This window comes from Halomonas sp. KHS3 (assembly GCF_000830495.1).
Taxonomy (GTDB): domain Bacteria; phylum Pseudomonadota; class Gammaproteobacteria; order Pseudomonadales; family Halomonadaceae; genus Vreelandella; species Vreelandella titanicae.
Window position 1 is genome coordinate 98481 of record NZ_JWHY01000005.1, and the last position, 16425, is coordinate 114905.

Annotated in this window: 21 protein-coding genes; 3 read left to right on the forward strand and 18 right to left on the reverse strand. The window is 48.2% G+C overall.

All coding sequences use genetic code 11. The features are described from left to right. Window positions 1-36 precede the first annotated feature (36 nt). From RO22_RS13605 to RO22_RS13655, 12 genes are all read right to left on the reverse strand, one after another. Window positions 37-438, reverse strand: coding sequence for a PaaI family thioesterase (locus RO22_RS13605; RefSeq protein WP_041158656.1), 402 nt, complete (start codon window positions 436-438; stop codon window positions 37-39). Window positions 439-510: 72 nt separating this feature from the next. Then, a complete protein-coding gene (locus RO22_RS24465; protein WP_141441002.1) occupies window positions 511-996 on the reverse strand; it encodes a hypothetical protein in 486 nt (161 codons plus the stop codon). A gap of 75 nt (window positions 997-1071) precedes the next feature. After that, a complete protein-coding gene (locus RO22_RS13610; protein ID WP_041158521.1) occupies window positions 1072-1686 on the reverse strand; it encodes a LysE family translocator in 615 nt (204 codons plus the stop codon). 17 nt (window positions 1687-1703) lie between these two features. Then, window positions 1704-2324, reverse strand: coding sequence for a SagB/ThcOx family dehydrogenase (locus RO22_RS13615; protein ID WP_052475630.1), 621 nt, complete (start codon window positions 2322-2324; stop codon window positions 1704-1706). 37 nt (window positions 2325-2361) lie between these two features. Then, window positions 2362-2691, reverse strand: coding sequence for a DHCW motif cupin fold protein (locus tag RO22_RS13620; protein WP_041158522.1), 330 nt, complete (start codon window positions 2689-2691; stop codon window positions 2362-2364). Window positions 2692-2763: 72 nt separating this feature from the next. Next, on the reverse strand, window positions 2764-3060 hold the full coding sequence (locus tag RO22_RS24155; RefSeq protein WP_200890250.1) for a DUF1993 family protein: 297 nt from the start codon (window positions 3058-3060) through the stop codon (window positions 2764-2766). Beyond that, entirely contained in the window at window positions 3041-3421 is a 381-nt protein-coding gene (locus RO22_RS13630; protein ID WP_084625363.1) for a GFA family protein, read from the reverse strand. Before RO22_RS13630 ends, RO22_RS24155 begins: the two co-directional genes overlap by 20 nt. 469 nt (window positions 3422-3890) lie before the next feature. After that, the gene (locus RO22_RS13635) at window positions 3891-4637 is read right to left on the reverse strand and encodes a DUF899 domain-containing protein (RefSeq protein WP_041158524.1); all 747 of its coding nucleotides are present in this window, start codon (window positions 4635-4637) and stop codon (window positions 3891-3893) included. 245 nt (window positions 4638-4882) lie between these two features. Next, entirely contained in the window at window positions 4883-5113 is a 231-nt protein-coding gene (locus RO22_RS13640; RefSeq protein ID WP_041158525.1) for a DUF6429 family protein, read from the reverse strand. A gap of 154 nt (window positions 5114-5267) precedes the next feature. Next, a complete protein-coding gene (locus RO22_RS24880) occupies window positions 5268-5366 on the reverse strand; it encodes a VOC family protein (RefSeq protein ID WP_200890251.1) in 99 nt (32 codons plus the stop codon). A gap of 363 nt (window positions 5367-5729) precedes the next feature. Beyond that, the gene (locus tag RO22_RS13650; RefSeq protein WP_041158526.1) at window positions 5730-6476 is read right to left on the reverse strand and encodes an endonuclease NucS domain-containing protein; all 747 of its coding nucleotides are present in this window, start codon (window positions 6474-6476) and stop codon (window positions 5730-5732) included. A 94-nt stretch (window positions 6477-6570) separates the two neighbouring features. Further along, on the reverse strand, window positions 6571-7002 hold the full coding sequence (locus RO22_RS13655; protein WP_041158527.1) for an acetyltransferase: 432 nt from the start codon (window positions 7000-7002) through the stop codon (window positions 6571-6573). A gap of 381 nt (window positions 7003-7383) precedes the next feature. Here RO22_RS13655 and rlmF point away from each other — a divergent pair, with 381 nt between their 5' ends. After that, window positions 7384-8322, forward strand: a complete 939-nt coding sequence (gene rlmF / locus RO22_RS13660) for a 23S rRNA (adenine(1618)-N(6))-methyltransferase RlmF (protein WP_041158528.1) — start codon at window positions 7384-7386, stop codon at window positions 8320-8322. A gap of 343 nt (window positions 8323-8665) precedes the next feature. Here rlmF and RO22_RS24470 read toward each other — a convergent pair whose 3' ends face one another. From RO22_RS24470 to RO22_RS13685, 5 genes are all read right to left on the reverse strand, one after another. Further along, window positions 8666-9295 carry a hypothetical protein gene (locus tag RO22_RS24470; protein ID WP_152618910.1) on the reverse strand — a complete coding sequence of 210 codons (630 nt, stop codon included), beginning with the start codon at window positions 9293-9295 and terminating at the stop codon, window positions 8666-8668. Window positions 9296-9498: 203 nt separating this feature from the next. Then, entirely contained in the window at window positions 9499-9711 is a 213-nt protein-coding gene (locus RO22_RS25035) for a transposase (protein ID WP_052475631.1), read from the reverse strand. 368 nt (window positions 9712-10079) lie between these two features. Beyond that, window positions 10080-10448 (reverse strand): transposase, encoded by a 369-nt coding sequence (locus RO22_RS25040; protein WP_235270510.1) that lies wholly within the window; start codon window positions 10446-10448, stop codon window positions 10080-10082. A 124-nt stretch (window positions 10449-10572) separates the two neighbouring features. Beyond that, complete coding sequence (locus RO22_RS13675; protein WP_041158530.1) at window positions 10573-11454, reverse strand: hypothetical protein; 882 nt, start codon at window positions 11452-11454, stop codon at window positions 10573-10575. Between the two features lie 679 nt (window positions 11455-12133). Continuing rightward, the gene (locus RO22_RS13685; protein WP_041158531.1) at window positions 12134-12706 is read right to left on the reverse strand and encodes a hypothetical protein; all 573 of its coding nucleotides are present in this window, start codon (window positions 12704-12706) and stop codon (window positions 12134-12136) included. 587 nt (window positions 12707-13293) lie between these two features. On the opposite strand from RO22_RS13685, the gene RO22_RS24165 reads away from it, so the two are divergent. Then, window positions 13294-14103, forward strand: coding sequence for a phage integrase N-terminal SAM-like domain-containing protein (locus RO22_RS24165; RefSeq protein ID WP_084625341.1), 810 nt, complete (start codon window positions 13294-13296; stop codon window positions 14101-14103). 375 nt (window positions 14104-14478) lie between these two features. Then, on the forward strand, window positions 14479-15792 hold the full coding sequence (locus RO22_RS13695) for a hypothetical protein (protein WP_041158533.1): 1314 nt from the start codon (window positions 14479-14481) through the stop codon (window positions 15790-15792). A 4-nt stretch (window positions 15793-15796) separates the two neighbouring features. On the opposite strand, the gene RO22_RS13700 is transcribed toward RO22_RS13695, so the two are convergent. Next, window positions 15797-16318 (reverse strand): zinc ribbon-containing protein, encoded by a 522-nt coding sequence (locus RO22_RS13700; protein WP_009286975.1) that lies wholly within the window; start codon window positions 16316-16318, stop codon window positions 15797-15799. Window positions 16319-16425: the final 107 nt, after the last annotated feature.

The window sequence follows — 16425 nt, forward strand, 5'->3', positions numbered from 1 at the left end:
CATGTTGTAAGCTGGCCTTCGGAATGAATGGTTAGATTACAACGCACCGGTCTTGCTTATGGTTCCAAGAGAAACCGCAACCAGCTTCTCCTCGCCATTTCCTTGCGAGTATACTTTACACTCACAAGTAGACTGGTGCTTACCTGAGTATAAAACTGTAGATCTAGCAACCAACCGATCTCCAACAGCAGGCCGAACATAATTTACTTTATATTCTGAGGTAACGCAGCTTCCTAGTACTGACGCGCCAGCAAAGGTGATGCAGTTATCAGCCAAATAGCTAACGATACCACCATGCGCAAAACCATTGTTTTGCTTAAACTCTTCTCTCATTTTAAGGCTTATTTCAGCAAAGCCAGTTTCAAATACTTCCAAGTTTGCACCCAACAGCAAGCTGAAGGGCTGCTGGGATAGAATTTCTTTCCCTTCTTCTAACATGCTGGCCAATTTGGTGCTCCTTAATTTCGCACACTGAATATTTTATACCCATGATCACAGCGCATTATTCATTCATAGCGATGAAGAACAATTATTCCGCGCCAGTATTTTTAATAATTCATCTGCATCTTTATTTGTTCTAATCTTATAGGTGGCAATATCTCTTCCTACTGAGCTCAAGGTTAGATCATCTTTAAACCCAAACACCTCATCATACTTAAAAGACCAATAAAGCGATGAAAAATTAAGCTTATCTCGAATAGCTACTCGATAGACTCTTAGCCAACGTGGCGGCTTCATACATACAAGAACGGTAGCTCTAGATGCTCTATCCGAATAGGTTCTGGAGTTTCCTCCTTCAATGATCCATTGATGTTTTGATGCCCAGGATCTTACTGTGCAATCAATTTCGGAGTTTGGCCGAAGCTTCCCCTTCTCATCATGAACGGCCCCATCAACACAATAAACGGCTATGTCAAGAACTCTCGACAGTCTAAGAGCCAACCTGGATTTACCTGCGCCAGGGCCTCCGAAGATCATTATTCGTGTCGCGCTCATCCCTTCTCTCTTTGTACCTAGCGCTGAATTAAGCCGCACCGCTTTGCGGTGTCGGTTTAAATGAATTGTTAAGCCTTACCGCTCAGTCAGAGCGAGCTGTAAGCCTAGTCCCGCGAACGCTGCTGAGAAGCTTCTGCGCAACCAACTCTGAATCTTCGGTGACTCAATAACGGCTGCTCTAAACGCATGGGCAAGCTGCCCGTAGATGACGAAGACAACAAAGGTCATCGCCATGAAAATAGCACTCAGTCCAAACAATTGTCCTAATGATGACTGGGCGTCAGTTGCAACGAACTGCGGCAAGAAGGCCAAGAAGAAAATGGTCAGCTTGGGGTTGAGGATATTCAGCAGAAACGCCTTGCTCATAAGCGAAACGGCATCACCCTTTCGCTTCACCTCATGAACAGAGAAAGCGCTTCGGTCACGCCAAGTAACAACGGCAAGGTAAAGAAGATACGCGACACCCGCATACTTGAGCACCTGAAATGCTATCGCGCTCGTATGCATGATGGCCGCAAGGCCCAGAACAGTAGCCAGTAGGTGCGGCACAATACCAAGTGTACAACCGAGAGAAGCATAGAGGCTTGCCAGACGCCCATGCATTAAGCCAATGGAAACGGTAAAGATAACGCCTGTACCTGGGATAAGTACGACAACCAACGAGGTAAGCAAGAACTCAGTAGAGAACATGAATGACGACTCCTCTATCAGGCACGCCGCTGCCCAATACAAAGCAGCGCAGTAGGCTCCAAGTCTGAAGGCAATCTCAATACTTCCTTCACCCCTGGATCATCGAAACCTGCCACTAAAACACAACCAACTCCGAGCGCTGTACTCTGAAGATGAACATTTTGTGCTAGAGCCCCCGTTTCCATATAGACATAGCGAGCGCCGCGTTCTCCCTGGGGTGGCTGAGCTTCAAAGTGCCGAACTGCCTCTCCAAGATTCGCGGCAACTCCAATGACGAGAGCCGCTTCTTTCAACCATGGTTGATCGCCAATCCCTAGCGCTTGCACTGCCCCTTCCGGAACACGGTTCCCAATTAACTTTAACGAATGATTATCAGCCTGATACTCATAGATACCGGGCTCAAGTTCCGATACCCGCTGCACCAAGATTTTTAGGTGTAGCGGGTATAATCCACCTGCCGATGGCGTTGCTCTTTTTGTATCCGGCCCTGTTACGCCCTGGGCCGACCAAAGCAATTGAGACAAAACACCGATAGGGAGCGGTGCATTCGTGTACTCCCTCACGCTGCGCCGAGCCGCAATACTGCCAACCAATGACTTGGAGTCTTGCTGCTCTGGTGCAGGTAAGTCGAAGACCATACGTTTACTCCCTATCCATAACAGTGATTATGCGATGCTAATCGACGACGAACAACGTAGCTCCCTGCTCCGTCGAAGAACGATGAAGTTCTGCATTGTCGGCAACTTGATAGCTCGAACCAGGCGTGAGAACAAAACAACGACCATCGTCTAGCTCAGTATGAAGCTCACCTTCGAGGCAGAGCAATATGTGCCCTTTAGCACACCAATGATCCGCCAGATAGCCAGGACTGTACTCAACCATACGAACCCGGATATCCCCGAAATTTCGAGTCTTCCAATAAGCAACACCGTATTCTCCGGAGTACTCAGTCCTCTCAATTTCAGACCAATCCGTGACCCCGAAAGGTAAATCTGTAATGTTCAAATTACTTCTCCATCAGCACATACCGGAGCTTGAGCTGCGCAGAAACATGCAGTAATCAGTTCGGAGTGCTGGTTAGATTGCACTTTGTTTCACTTTTGGCATCAGGTGAAGCATATAATCTTTTTTACCGATCGGCACTCCGACACTGCGCAATATTGAGTAAGTCGTGACCAAGTGAAAGTAGAAGTTGGGCAGCAAGAAATCCGCGACATACTCCTCGCCTGTTAGGTCTGCGTATATTCCGCCGCCCAATTCCAGGTGCTTGCGTTCGGAGGTGATTGAAGTGCAGCGTGAATTGCTCCGCTGCAGCCGATTGATGTGTGCTGAACCACATTCTTCAATACTGCATTTATCCTTGTTTTTGCGCATACTCCTGGAGTAATTCTGGGAATTTCTCCTGTGGTGGAAACTTAACGAAACTATGCTCTGCACCAGTAATCGCCCACTCCAGCTTTTCATCCGTGTAAGTTTCAATGAATGGCTTATAGGTTCGAGAATTCTCTAGCAACGTTGAGCGCACATTAACAAAGTCATCCATACCTTCAGGACGTGTGAATAGCCAGCTCATGCAATGCTCACAGAAAAAGTGGTGTGTATGACCGTGCAGCCCTCCGATAACGGGCTCTCCAGATGTAATCGAAAAGGCAGCGCTAGAAAATAGCGAACTAAGGCTAAACGCGCTTGAAGTCATTTGCTGACAGCCTGTGCAGTGACAAGCCATTGTGATCATGGGCTTTGAGCTAACCTCAAATTCAACCTGGCCACAACGACACCGACCTTTAATATTATGAGACGCACTGTTCACCGTATTCTATCTCCGAGTTTAATATTTTAGAGCTTTATCCGTTCCTTAGCCTGAGACTTGGCCACAAGCCAGTACAGGATAAGTAACAAGGCTCTAGTAAAACCAAATTTCGATCTACCTCATATTTCCTACTGTCTTAATTTATTTTCTGGACAGTCTGCCGCGGGCATTTCATTAGAATCAACCACATCGCACATCGAAATCAACATGCATCCAAAAGCTATTAGTTTGCCCGGCAACAAAGGTTCGAAAACTGGGGCCGCAGGTACTGAGATTTGTCAGATGCGAGTCGCCATAACCAAGCGAGATAGGCAGATCTTCACCGGCCGCAGCCTCAACTTTGTCCGCTAAACCGGAGTGTTGTGATCGAGTGCTAGGCGGTCGGCAGAGATCATCAGCATGAGTGACAACTCACGTTTGCGGGGCTCGCGTCATACTCATCGTGGCGCCGAACCCAGTCCATGATTTCCTTCTCGTTGCGGCCTTTCGGCGTGATGTCGAGATAAACGAAGGCGCCAATGACCTCCTCATTGCCACGGGCGTAGCAGGAGTAGGTGTGGAACACGGCCCCGCTTTCGTCCCTATAGAAAACACTAAGACCGGGCAGCTCTTCGCTGAAGTATTTCGGATCCTTGATAGCTTGGTAATTGTAGTAGAGCCGACCAGCCTCAAGATCCTCCCGAGCGAAAGAGACCTGAAAGTCAAAATTGAAATCGCTGCCCTGGGAGGACACCCACGTGGCAGTCCAACCCATGCGCCTCCTGTAGGCTTCCAGCTTTTCCAGCGGCGCGCGGGATACACGAACGTAACTGACATCGTGATTGGCGAGGTGGACAATAGCGCCTTCGGCATGATCCGCCTCCAGCGAGCAGCTCGGGCAGCCCACATTCCAGTCAGGGCCGAACATGAAATGGTGAATGACCAGTTGACTGGTTGTGCCGAATAGTTCGGTAAGCGTCTTCTTCCCTTCCAGCGTGTCGAAGACGTATTCCTTCTCCATCTTGACCCATGGCAGCTCACGCCGTTCACGGGCGACCAGATCGCGCATGCGGGTGAGCGCCTTCTCGTTCTTTAGGTGGGCTTTGCGTGCCTGTAACCATTCCTCTTTGGAGACAACTCTAGGTGATTTAATCTGGCTCATGACGGACTTCCTCGCGTGGATTCAGCATTGTTCCGGGTTGCAGCACCGCAATAATGCGTTTTGCATAGAGTAGTCGTTCGCCACTGATCAAAATCGACAACACCGCCGCAATTAATGACAAGAAGCATCGCGACTAACATTTCTCTCCCCGAGAGAATGGGCCAGCCCCGAAGGGCCGATAACAGCCACTAGTTATGCATTAACTCGTGTGTCGTTAGCGATATCCGCCTGAATGCCTGCCAATGTTACTGCTTCATGGAGAAAAGCTGATTGAAAAGTCGCTCTGATGCCTGAAGCCCCTCCTCTGTCAAAACGACTGACTTCGCTTTATTGACAGGATCAGCAATGAACCCCTTTTCGTGAAGCCTATTTAGCGACTCCCAATCAAAAGTCTTCCACGCGCGAGCACCGTCATGCAATGTCAGGTAGAGAAGAGCCAAAACAGTATCGTCGACCTTGTTTTCATCGATTTCCACGGTGTCACCCTCGCCCGGGCTACATCTCAGTGTCCAGTTTAGGAAACCACCTAACCTTCAGCTATATCTCTTTCGATTTATCGTAAAAGCTAGCCATCTTGGTGGAACCCTCTGGCTCATTCTCGCCAGCTTGGTAGCGCTGAATATTGATGAACTATGAACCAGGGAATAGTGAAGTATAGAACTTGATTGCCTGTTCGGCCTTCCCGGCTTGCTCTCCTACAAACATCAGCGAGGTCGTAATGGACTTCATTTATACCTCCGTTCCAATTGATACACATAACGCTGAGTTTTGCGCCCTCGTAATGGAAGCGAAGCCACAATGAAAGGGCGTCTGGCGGCCATCGGCCGTACTATAGCGACTTGTTAATGTTAGTTTCGGGCCGTGCTGTAGCTCAGACTAACAACTCGCTAAACAGCGCTGCACGTAGATGTGCTTTACTAGGCTGCATCCGATGAAATCATGTACAGAGACGCTTCAATATCTATGCCAGTAGCCATATATGTTGGCACAACAGAATTGTTCATAGATATCAGCATACGCTGAAGGCAATTCTTTTAGCTTTGGCAAAAGTGGGCGGCGGGTCAAACATCGCCTATAGCGATTTGTTGGGCATCATGCCTTCAGCCCAGCAATTGGCCTAATCGACACAGCCAGCTCATATTCAGCTAATGCGACATCTGGCAACCCAGCACAAGCCAGACTAAGATCTTCACTAATGTTTTTCGCGACGATTACACCTCTAACACGCTGGCCTTCGTCAGCTTGGTTTATCTTAATCCAGTTCATGTACCGAAGGAGCTGGCCGACTACTCGATCATAGCCCTTAGACACCTTTAGTTCGATTACGACGTAATTTCCAGATGAATCAACTGCCAATAGATCGATGAATCGACCGCCGACGGGAAACTCTACACCAGTGATGCCCTCATCGGTGTACAAGGTAAGGCCCGGCTCAAGAAGTTGAAGGTTTCTCGCTAGGAAATCTCGAAGGTCATGCTCATAGGCAAACTCGCCAGTTCCGTCAGAGGGTGATTCAGGTGGCTCTTCAGGAGCAGGGGTGGATTCCGAGATCGGAGTGGGGTCTCTTCCTGGTTCGTACAGTCGAAAAGTGCTGCTATCGATCTTGTAGAAGTGATCATCCGATCCATCGGATCGCACGCTATACTGCAACCTCGTCGGCACGTTTGTAGAGAGGCGGATCAAATGCGCGGCAACGGTACCTTGTTTGATCTTTGGATAGTTTTCAGCGAACCAATGAACAGCTTGCTCCCGCGTGAACGTACCGCCAGGAGATATGCCAAGTGCGGGGATCATGTCCTGCATCAACATGCGAACGGGTTTGTCATACATCGTTGGCATTAAATTCTTCCCCTATGACACCCAACGCGTTGTAGTAAAGGCGAAGCCGCAACGGAAAAGCCGTCGCCGTGCCTAGCCTAGCCTTGATAAATTTTTATAGCGCCATATGTAGCAGCGGATAGGCTTTACCCTGCCCATCAACCGGAGAGCGCCCCGTCACTTTAAAGCCAATATGCTGGTAAAAACCTAGCGCCTGCTCATTCTGTTCATTAACGTCGACTTTTGTCGCTCCCTGCTCTTTGAGAGCATGGGCCGCTAACAATGAACCAATACCTTTTCCGCGCGCATCAGGTGAGATGAACAACATTTCAATATTACCGTCATGTACACCGCAGAAACCCAGTATTTCACCATTGCCGTTTTTAGCACACCTTAAATCAACAGCGTCAAAGTACTGTTCCAGAATTAAAGGCTTTAGCTCCTGTAGATCATCTTCAGCCAAAAAATCGTGGGTTGCTCTGACCGATGCTTCCCAAATTTCTATCAGCTTAAGGTGACCTGCTTTTTCAACAATCTCAATATTCATCACTTAACTCGATTGAAAATTTAACGCCGCTTGCACCGGTGCGAGCTTGCGAGTTTTTAGCCGCAAAATGGGCAGAAAGCCACGCTGATTCTTACAGACTCGATTATCTGTCCCTCGTACTCTAGATAATGGATCGCCTCAGAGTCTTCCTCTCCTCTGTCACCACCCCATTCAGGTTGAGGTAAACATCGGAATCACCTTCTTCAAACCATACCTCAGCGAGTGAGCAAGAAGAGCAATCATGAATCAAAATCCGAACCTCTTTGAGCTCTCACGCCACCCTCGAACTGCCGAGTATGCTCAACACAGCTATTAAGATTATAATCACGGACTAAGACAAGCCCATTCGACTATTGAACGCCAAGCCTCAGGCCTATTACTGTGAACACCGTCCACCGAAGTGAAAATAGCCGAACCAAGCCTGTTCGCAAAGGCCTGCACCCGAAGAATCTACACAACCAAGGCTATGACTTCCCAGCTCTCGTAAAAAGCCACCCAGCACTAGCCCCCCATGTGAAAGCGAACGCTTATGGCGACCTTTCCATCGATTTCGCAGTCCCATTGGCCGTAAAAACGCTCAACGCTGCGTTATTAAGCCGATACTACGACATTGTCGACTGGGATATTCCAGAGGGCGCGCTTTGCCCTCCCATCCCAGGCAGAGCCGACTATATCCATTACATGGCGGATTTAATTGGGCTTGGGCATGAACAGTCCAGCATCAAGCTGCTTGATATAGGGACTGGAGCAAATGGAATCTACCCGCTACTGGCCTGCCAAATTTACGGCTGGCAGTGTGTCGGTAGTGACATTAACACTCAGTCGCTTGAGAACGTAGCCACGATTATCACCAACAACCCCACACTCAAAGATCGCTTCACGCTGCGCACGCAGCACGATAAAAACCACATATTTGAAGGGATCATTCAAGCGGGGGAATTCTTTGACGTCAGCGTATGCAACCCACCCTTCCATGCCTCGCTTGATGAAGCACTGAAAGGTAGCCAGCTTAAACTCAATAACCTTGCGCGTAGTCGCGGTGAACAAAAAGCAAAAGCTAAATCTCCCACCCTAAATTTTGGTGGGCTGGAGGCAGAGCTTTGGTGTAAGGGTGGTGAACAGCTGTTTCTTAAAAAGCTTATAAGAGAAAGCCAAGTGTATTCAACTCAATGCCGCTGGTTTAGCAGCCTGGTTTCAAAAGCTGACAATGTTAAGCCTGCAAAGAAGTTGATTCGTAAGCTCGGTGCCGTTGATAGTCGGGAAATAGAGATGAAGCAGGGAAATAAGGTTACGAGGGTGTTGGCCTGGACATTTATGTGAGCCGTTACTGAGGTGGGGTATGATTATGCGAAACCTGACGAGACATTACACCGCTATAAGCACATCACCTTGTTTGGAAAAAAGACAAGACGATTTTGTGTTCAATCATATAGCTCAAAGGTGCCGTGTTAGAGCTAATCTTGGTCGCTGAGCTCAACCATGGCGTTCTGATCTTGGTTATAGGTCTTGAAGCGAGGCGTGCTAACCACGCCTCGTATGTTTTCTCGATTCTACCAAAACCTAGGCGTCAGCGGTTTTTTTCTACAGGCTCAACATTTGGTTAAGGGAAGTGCTTTAGCCCTCCAAGTGAGCGCAGCGAACGATTTGTCCAGTTGTTAGTTTTTTACGCATTGGTATTTTCAGTTTCGCTTTCTCTGGTAGTGCTGCTTTTTCTTATCTTTGGAAGTACCACTCTTTTGAAGCGTGAGGATAGTCTACGAAGGCGCTTGTATGCCAAAAGAGAAATGATTAAGGATGCTAGGCATGCAATGGTGATTGTTGATTTCAGTTCGCATGGGGCATATACATAAGCTGTGATTGCTCCTAGGAAAGAGTTAAGAGCCATGCCGCGGGCAATTCGGTCTCTACTAACATAAGCCTCCATGGTTCTTACAGCGTCCGGTATGGAGTATGAAAGTATTTCAGCGCTTCTTTCATATGAGTCTGACTTTGGTGTGCCAGCAATAAAGGTAAAGCATTTGACTACACCGCACCTAAGCCAAGCATATGGCTTCATGTGTTTGTTTGATGCTGTATCTATTTCTTTTGTGCGTCGTATCAAAAATGATGATACTACGTCTACATATATTCCCAAAACATATGCGATGGGAAAGTATATTACCAAAATAAGCTCTTTATAATCACTAATGAGCTTGAATGGCAAAGGGATGTAATTGCTTAATACTGTCATTAGCCAGGCAGATGCGACTATGCCAGAAATTAAGTATTCGATTAATGCTACTGCAAACTGCATGATTTCTCCAATCTGTGTAAGTAAATCTAACGAGGCTATAAGAAAAACCCTATTTCCTCCCCCACCGCCTTTTGTCCTAATTTATTTACTCAGCCATTTTATTTGACTGGACAGCCCCTAAATTTCAGCGCCCCACTATGCAAACTGCACCCTTTAACACAATAAAACGGATACTTTGTTCATAAAGCGGTCTATAAGCCCCTTCACCACGCTGAAAAATGGTTGTAATTCGCCAACTTCTCAATATTGTGCACCTGGCAGTATAACTGCCACGGGCCCTGCACCTTTTTCTTACCCCGTAGACTGAACTGGTTCAGTCTTTTCTTCGTGCCAATATTGCTGAACACCGGCTCCACTACCGACATGCGATGGCTGTAGATCTGCTTGCCCTGGGGACTATCCACTCGGTGCTTCATCCAATCAGTGATGATCTACTGTTCATACAGGCAATTCACTCATCTCATCCATGAGACTTGCCCTTCGGGCCAGCCTGCGGCTGGGCAAATTTATTCCCGATAAATTTGTCATTGGCAAAGCCAATATCGGTGGTCACGACGGGCCCGATGCCAAACTGCTTAAAACGCGCTTCAACCTTCTCCAGAAATGGCTTCAGGGTGTGATGTTCCTGGCCTTAACCAAAGGCCTGAGCGTCAATGATGATCTGATGTTTCTTATCTTTGAACGTACCCGACCACTACTTAGAGGCATCGGAGGACATCTTGCAGCCGTCAATCGCAAAGAGCTCGTTGCCCAGAAAGCCTTGTTCATGGCACACCAGCAGCACTCATTCAAACAGCGCTTCAATCTCATCGGCATGGCGACTGACAAAGCTGGCCAGTGTGGTGATGTGGGGAACGGTATCGCAGGAAAGAGCTTTAAAAATAATATTGGTCTCGCAGCACCACTGCATTTCACTACTGGAGGTGATGCCTTTTGAGTAAGCAAACAGGATAATCTTAAGTAGGATAGCCGGATCGTAGGCCAGCCGACCGGTCGCGTCGTTGCAGTACTTGGGATGGAAAACGGATAAGTCGAGCTTGTGCTCGATCAGGTAGTGCACCGCGTGTTCAAAGGTGCCTGGCTGGAGCTGATCCTGGTAGTTGATCACCACCATGGCGTTCTGATCGTAGTTATAAGCCTTGAAGCGCGGCATGCTGACCACTCCTCGTCTGTTTTCTCGATCCTACCAAAACTTAGCCGTCAGCGGTTTTTTTCTACAGGCTCAACGCTCGGTTCAGCGGTGAGCGGAGCGAATCCGCTGCAACCGATTGTTGTATCTACCTACCACGGTTCTCACGAAACTTTTCCTGTAAAAAAAAGCCGGCAAGAATACACATCCCTAATGCCAAGAATCCCCACATAAAATAGGCGCCCCATCTTTCAACGAAACTATCGTTGTATTCCTTTAGCTTATCGTACTCATTTGACGATTCAGCAAGTATTGAATATGCAGCGATAAAATGGTCTGATTTCAAGTCAGCTTTCTCTCGATGCTTAAGTATTTCCATTTCAAGCGATGCCCCAGTCAACTCTTCTAAGCGCTGCTCGTAAATTTTCTTTTCGCTTGAATTTTCAATCAAGAATTTGAGTCTTTTAACACCTGTTTTTACAAGTAGTAAGTATTCTATGTATTCTTGCTTTATCCAATTTTCTCTATCTTCAAGAATTGTTGAGACCCGTTGCGAGTTTATGTTCGGTAGGTCTTTGGTGGCCACCCAAAACCCTAAACCGTATCCCGATGCCATCACAGACATCGCTATGAGCATCCTCCTCCAATCGCCCCGCGCACGCTGGAGAGCAGCTCTTGGATTAGTTAGTACATCTTTGACCGAAAACCCCAGAGTTGCACCGCCAACGATGCCGGAAAAAATCTTGCCATCCAAGGACAAGGGAGATTTGTCTTTGCGATCTAACGTTGACAATAGAATTTCCAATGAAGCTACACTAAGCTCATTCGTGTTTACATCGTAAATGTAAGAGTCGGAGCCATCTATCTCTTTGACTAGGTAAACCTTATCTTCAATAACTTTATGAGTAATGTTACCGAAGGCATGTCTGTGCACCACGTTGTTCTGGGACAAATAGTCTTTCCCTGTTTGGTAACCAGCGATTGCGGAAAACAAAAATAGCGCTAATAACAAAAGAATAAACCATTTCACTCGGAGTCCCCCTAATCACATAGGTACAACGCTGAAATAAGCGGCGGCCCGACAGGGGCGTCCGGTGGAGGCCGCAGGCCGGAACGAACTTAATTGACTTGTTACATTTTTTTCTCTTTTTGGACTGCATTGGTCTGCGCCTCTGGTGCCGGATCCAATGTCTTATATACAGTAAAGCCTACGGAAACTGCAGATATTGCAATTGCAATAATTGATAGCTTTAGCGACCACCCATACTTCCGCTGTTGGTCCTGAAGATCAGACAGTATAGAGGCCATATATGGGAAGTTTATGCACTTTGTGTCTTCTTTAAGGCGATTGGCGAAGAAGTGTACTTTCACGCCGTCGGAAGAGTATGCATACTTCTGCTCTAAATGGTAATACAGCCGACCAAATATAATGTCCCGATCCACACCAAAGTGATCGGCGATCCTACTACAATCGATAGGGACATAGATTTTCGCATCCCTACTCGGGTTTTCCTTGTCGAATTTAACGAACACATTGTAGTAGTGCCTGTATATGTACTCCAGAATTTCCAGGTCAGTGGGAACTTTATTTTTGAAACTGAGCAAAGAGCCTGTCCCTCAAAATGTAACGCTGCCAACACGCGCAGCTTTGGAGTGGAGGCGAAGCCGCAACGGAAAAGCTGTCGCCGTGCTTGGCCTGGTTAGGCATTTTAATGAGGTCCGAAAGCCCAGTTATGTATCGCCCAGAACTGATCCTCGCTATTTAAGCCCTCGAACCTCGTCAACGCAGCAAACAGCTGTGCTGGGACTACGTACTCGTATACTGCCTTGTCAGGCAAGTCCAGTAATGAGTACTGGTATGGTATTGCAAGTTGCTGTGTGGACGAGAGATTTAGCTTTTCTAAAATCTGCTTTACTATAGTTTCAGGTATATCTGCAACAAAATGAATTTGTCCGTCAGTCACATTATTTGAGTAGACATCAAAGGGCTTCGTTTTTTCTGAAAAACTTGGATACCCGGTCGAAGACGAGTAAACAACTTTAACAAAGTTTTTGATAATTTTTGGAACACAGTCGATAGCGACGTTTAGCAGCCTTTTGTTATATAGGTAGATAATTTTTTCTACCCCAGAACCAACCAGTTCAAGCTTCGAATTAGATCTCTTTACTTGGGAGAGAGCATAAAATTTTTGGTTCTTGTCCTTTACATTCTTTCGGGCATGCGCAGACAGGCTTTTAGCATTTCTATCTTCGAATTTATACGACTGATTTCCCCCAAGCATAGCGGTCGAACTATATCTAAAAGCTCATCGTCGGAGATTGCAATCAAGCCATTCTCGATAGGAATTTTTTTGGCTCTCAAGGTCCTTAATTTTTCTGAAAAATACCTCTTTACATGGCTTTCGTTAAATATAAGGGCTGCTAGGCTAGATATTGAAAACAACGCTGGCTCCCAGCCCGGCTCGAAGTACATCCAGCCCAATGATCCCGAAAATATGATGAAAGAAAATACAAACAAAATCGAATCCTGTAGTTGCCTAACAGTTTATTAGTGCGCATGCGCGTTTTTCTGGAAGGCCCAACCCTGCCAAAAACTACCAACCAATTGATAGTATTGGTAAATCACCAATATCCATACAACAGTTCGCTAGAGAAATGCGCATGCACGTAACCATTTTAAGATATCTTTACAAATTGCACATAAACATACAATTGAATTTATCAACTCATTGTTATTTAAAGGCTTTATTAAGACACAGCTGCAAATTTGAGCACTTACCCCGCCAGCGATATGGAAAAGCGCGCATTACAGATTAAGAATACTTTATTATACTGATTTTATATACAGCAATTGAGAGAGTTTCCCCAAATGGCCAGTAGCCCTTTCCTAAATGAGGTTCGCACGTCTATTCGCGTCCGCGGGATGAGCATTCGGACTGAGAAAACATACATTTACTGGATTCGCTTTTTCATTCGATACAACCATTGCCGTCATCCAACTGAAATGGGGGCAGCCGAAGTTGTGGGCTTCCTCGGTCACCTGGCCACTGAACGCAATGTCGTAGTCCACACCCAACGTATAGCGTTGAACGCGCTGGCGTATTTGTATAACCAATTCCTGAAACAGCCATTGGGTGATCTTGAATTCAAGTATGCCTCCAAGCCACAACGGTTGCCTGAAGTGCTCATGGCGGCTGAAGTCGCTAGTATCCTCAAGGAGATGACCCGAGACAATCAGGAAAGCATTGGCCCTTCTATTCCGGGTGTTTTGGCAAAAAAATACCCTTCTGCTTACCGGCAGTCTGCGTGGATGTATTTGTTTCCATCTAGCAGCATTTCTCGCCATCCCGTTACTGGCGTGTTGTGTCGCCACCATTTGCATGATTCTGTACCCAGGAAGGCGTTAAAAAAAGCCGTGACGGCTGTAAAGCTGACTAATAAGCGGATCTCTTGCCATACATTTCGTCATAGCTTTGCTACCGAGCTGCTGAGAAACGGTAGGGATATTCGAACGGTTCAAGAATTACTTGGGCATTCTGATGTATCTACCACACAGATTTATACCCATGTGCTCGGCCAACATTTTGCGGGCTTAACAAGCCCTCTGGATGCTATAAGCTTAGTTACTAGGCATTTACTCTCACCACGCTACCGCCACGGCGCACCTGGGTTACGTTAAAACGCTCCGCTTGCGACCGTCTCTGTTTTTTTTCCACCCGGCATACTGTCTTAAGCCACCAGACCGCTCTCTTAAATTGCTCACGCTAGTTTATTAACCTTACTTTATTCACAAGTTCGCCTTAGGTCACGTGGCTATGCAAATTTTTTTATCTTGGGCTCAACAGTCAGTTTGGTTGCCTTGGTCTGGCATCGCTGCGCGATGCTCTCGCGGGTGCCTCGCTCCGCTCGTTACCACGCGCTACAAAATGTGGCTACGCAAGTAGTGTTGCCAATTCTTCTCACGTGTACAAAATGCTCTTGCTTCATAACTCGTTGCCACTGGCCTTCCTTTGCAAATCCTATTAGCCTGCTAATTCACTATTAAGGGTTTGGCATGCAAGAGACGACTTCTCGGCAGCGCTTGGCGGGCGTGCTGATTTTGCTTGGATTGATCGCACAAATTATTGGCTTTACCAGTTGGTTGAGTACTGCGCATGCGGTGAGCTATTTGCTGTGGGTGGCGGTTGTGTTGCTGTGGCGGGATATTCCTAAGCGTTCGCGGATTCAGGCGGCCGTACTAATCGCACTCGGTGCGGGCATGCTGCTGGTGGCGCGGTTTGTGTATGGCGCCGAGGTGGATTGGCCCGCTATGTTGCAGGGCAATTCGTTTGTGGCGGCGATGCTGGTGGGCGTTAGTTTTATTTCGCTGATTGGTAAGCAAGGTAATAAGGGCGCGACGGGAAGTCGAGTGACCGGAGCGGGTGGCGTGCTGCGTACCTGGTTGGGCGTTCACTTCCTGGGTACGATTTTAAATCTCTCTACCGTGTTTATGGTCGGCGATAAGCTGGCCCGGCGTGGGCCGCTCACTACGCCGCAGCTGTTGGCGCTTAACCGCGGGCTCTCTAGCGCGGCGCTGTGGTCGCCTTTTTTTGCCTCCATGGGCGTAGTGATCGCGCTAGTACCCGACGTTGAGTACGCGCAAATTGCCGTGGTGGGTTTTCCCATGGCGATGCTGTCGGGGCTGTTAACCACGCTAGAGCTGCGGCGCCGGTTTGATCTCAGCGAGGTGGATGGCTACTCACTGGCACCACGTAGCCTATTGATGCCGGTAGGTATGGCAGCGTTGGTGATGCTTTTTCACTTTGTGCTCACCCCTGCCCTTACCATTGTCAGCATTATTACCTTTCTGCTGCCCAGCGTGGCGGTATTGAGCAACCTACCCCATGGGCCCCGTTTTACCCTGCGACGTATTCGCCAGCACACCACCACGCGGCTACCGGCCATGCGCGGGGAAATTTCGCTGTTTTTAGCCGCGGGGCTATTAACGATTGGGCTTTCAACACTGGTAACAGCCGCGGCAGGCAGCGACTGGACGCTATTCACCCGCTTTGGCACACCTCAGGCGATGCTTAGCTTTGCAGCAATTACCCTGAGCGCGCTGGCAGGCTTACATCCCATTATTGGGGTGTCGGTGTTGGCCTCAATATTGAACCTGCAGAACGGAGAACAGACCGTGTTTGCGTTTGTGGCGTTAACGTCATGGGCGGTGGGCACCAGCGTGGGCCCGCTTTCGGGGATCAACCTGTCACTGCAGGGGCGCTACGGGGTGAGCGGCTACCGCATGATGAAAAATAACCTGCTCTATGCAGCAGTCATGAGCCTGCTCTCGCTAGGGGCGATCGCAGGCGTCAGCTTACTGGTTACCTAATCGATCAGGTCTCAATGATTTTATTGGGAAAACGGTAGAAGTAGCGATGGCCACACTGATGGCAAGGCTCCAGGCGTGCAACGGTAGGCAGCATCACCTGGGCATCACAGTGGGTGCAGGCCATTAGGCCAGGCGCCGCCATCTCACCTTCGCAGTAGTCAGCGCGGGCAGCTTCTAAATCTTCTTCGAAGCGCTCGCGTTCGACCACGCTGCGGTCAGCAATTGAAAGCAGCGACTCCGCCACGCGGCGCGAAAGGCCGTCAATGTCGATGCCCAACCAGCTGGCTACCTGTTTGCCGGTATCTGCCATGTAGTAGCGCATATCTTTCAGGTCACGCTCGACCCAGGCGCGCAGCAGGGCTAGCTCATCTTTGGTGTACTCCTCTAGCTCCGCTTCAAACTCGACCGCGTCGTCCAAATCCTTCTGCAAGTTTTCCCAGGTTAGCTCATTGGCGCCCCCCTGCATCCGCTCTAGCAAGCGCTCATAGCCTTCGCGCAGGCGATTGTCATTCTGCTGTTCACTCATGGTGCCTCTCCTTTTGTCGACGCGTGCAGTTACCTATCATCGGCTTACCGTTCAAGGATACACCCGCATAGGATACAATCGACCTCACTTATCTGACAGATGTCATC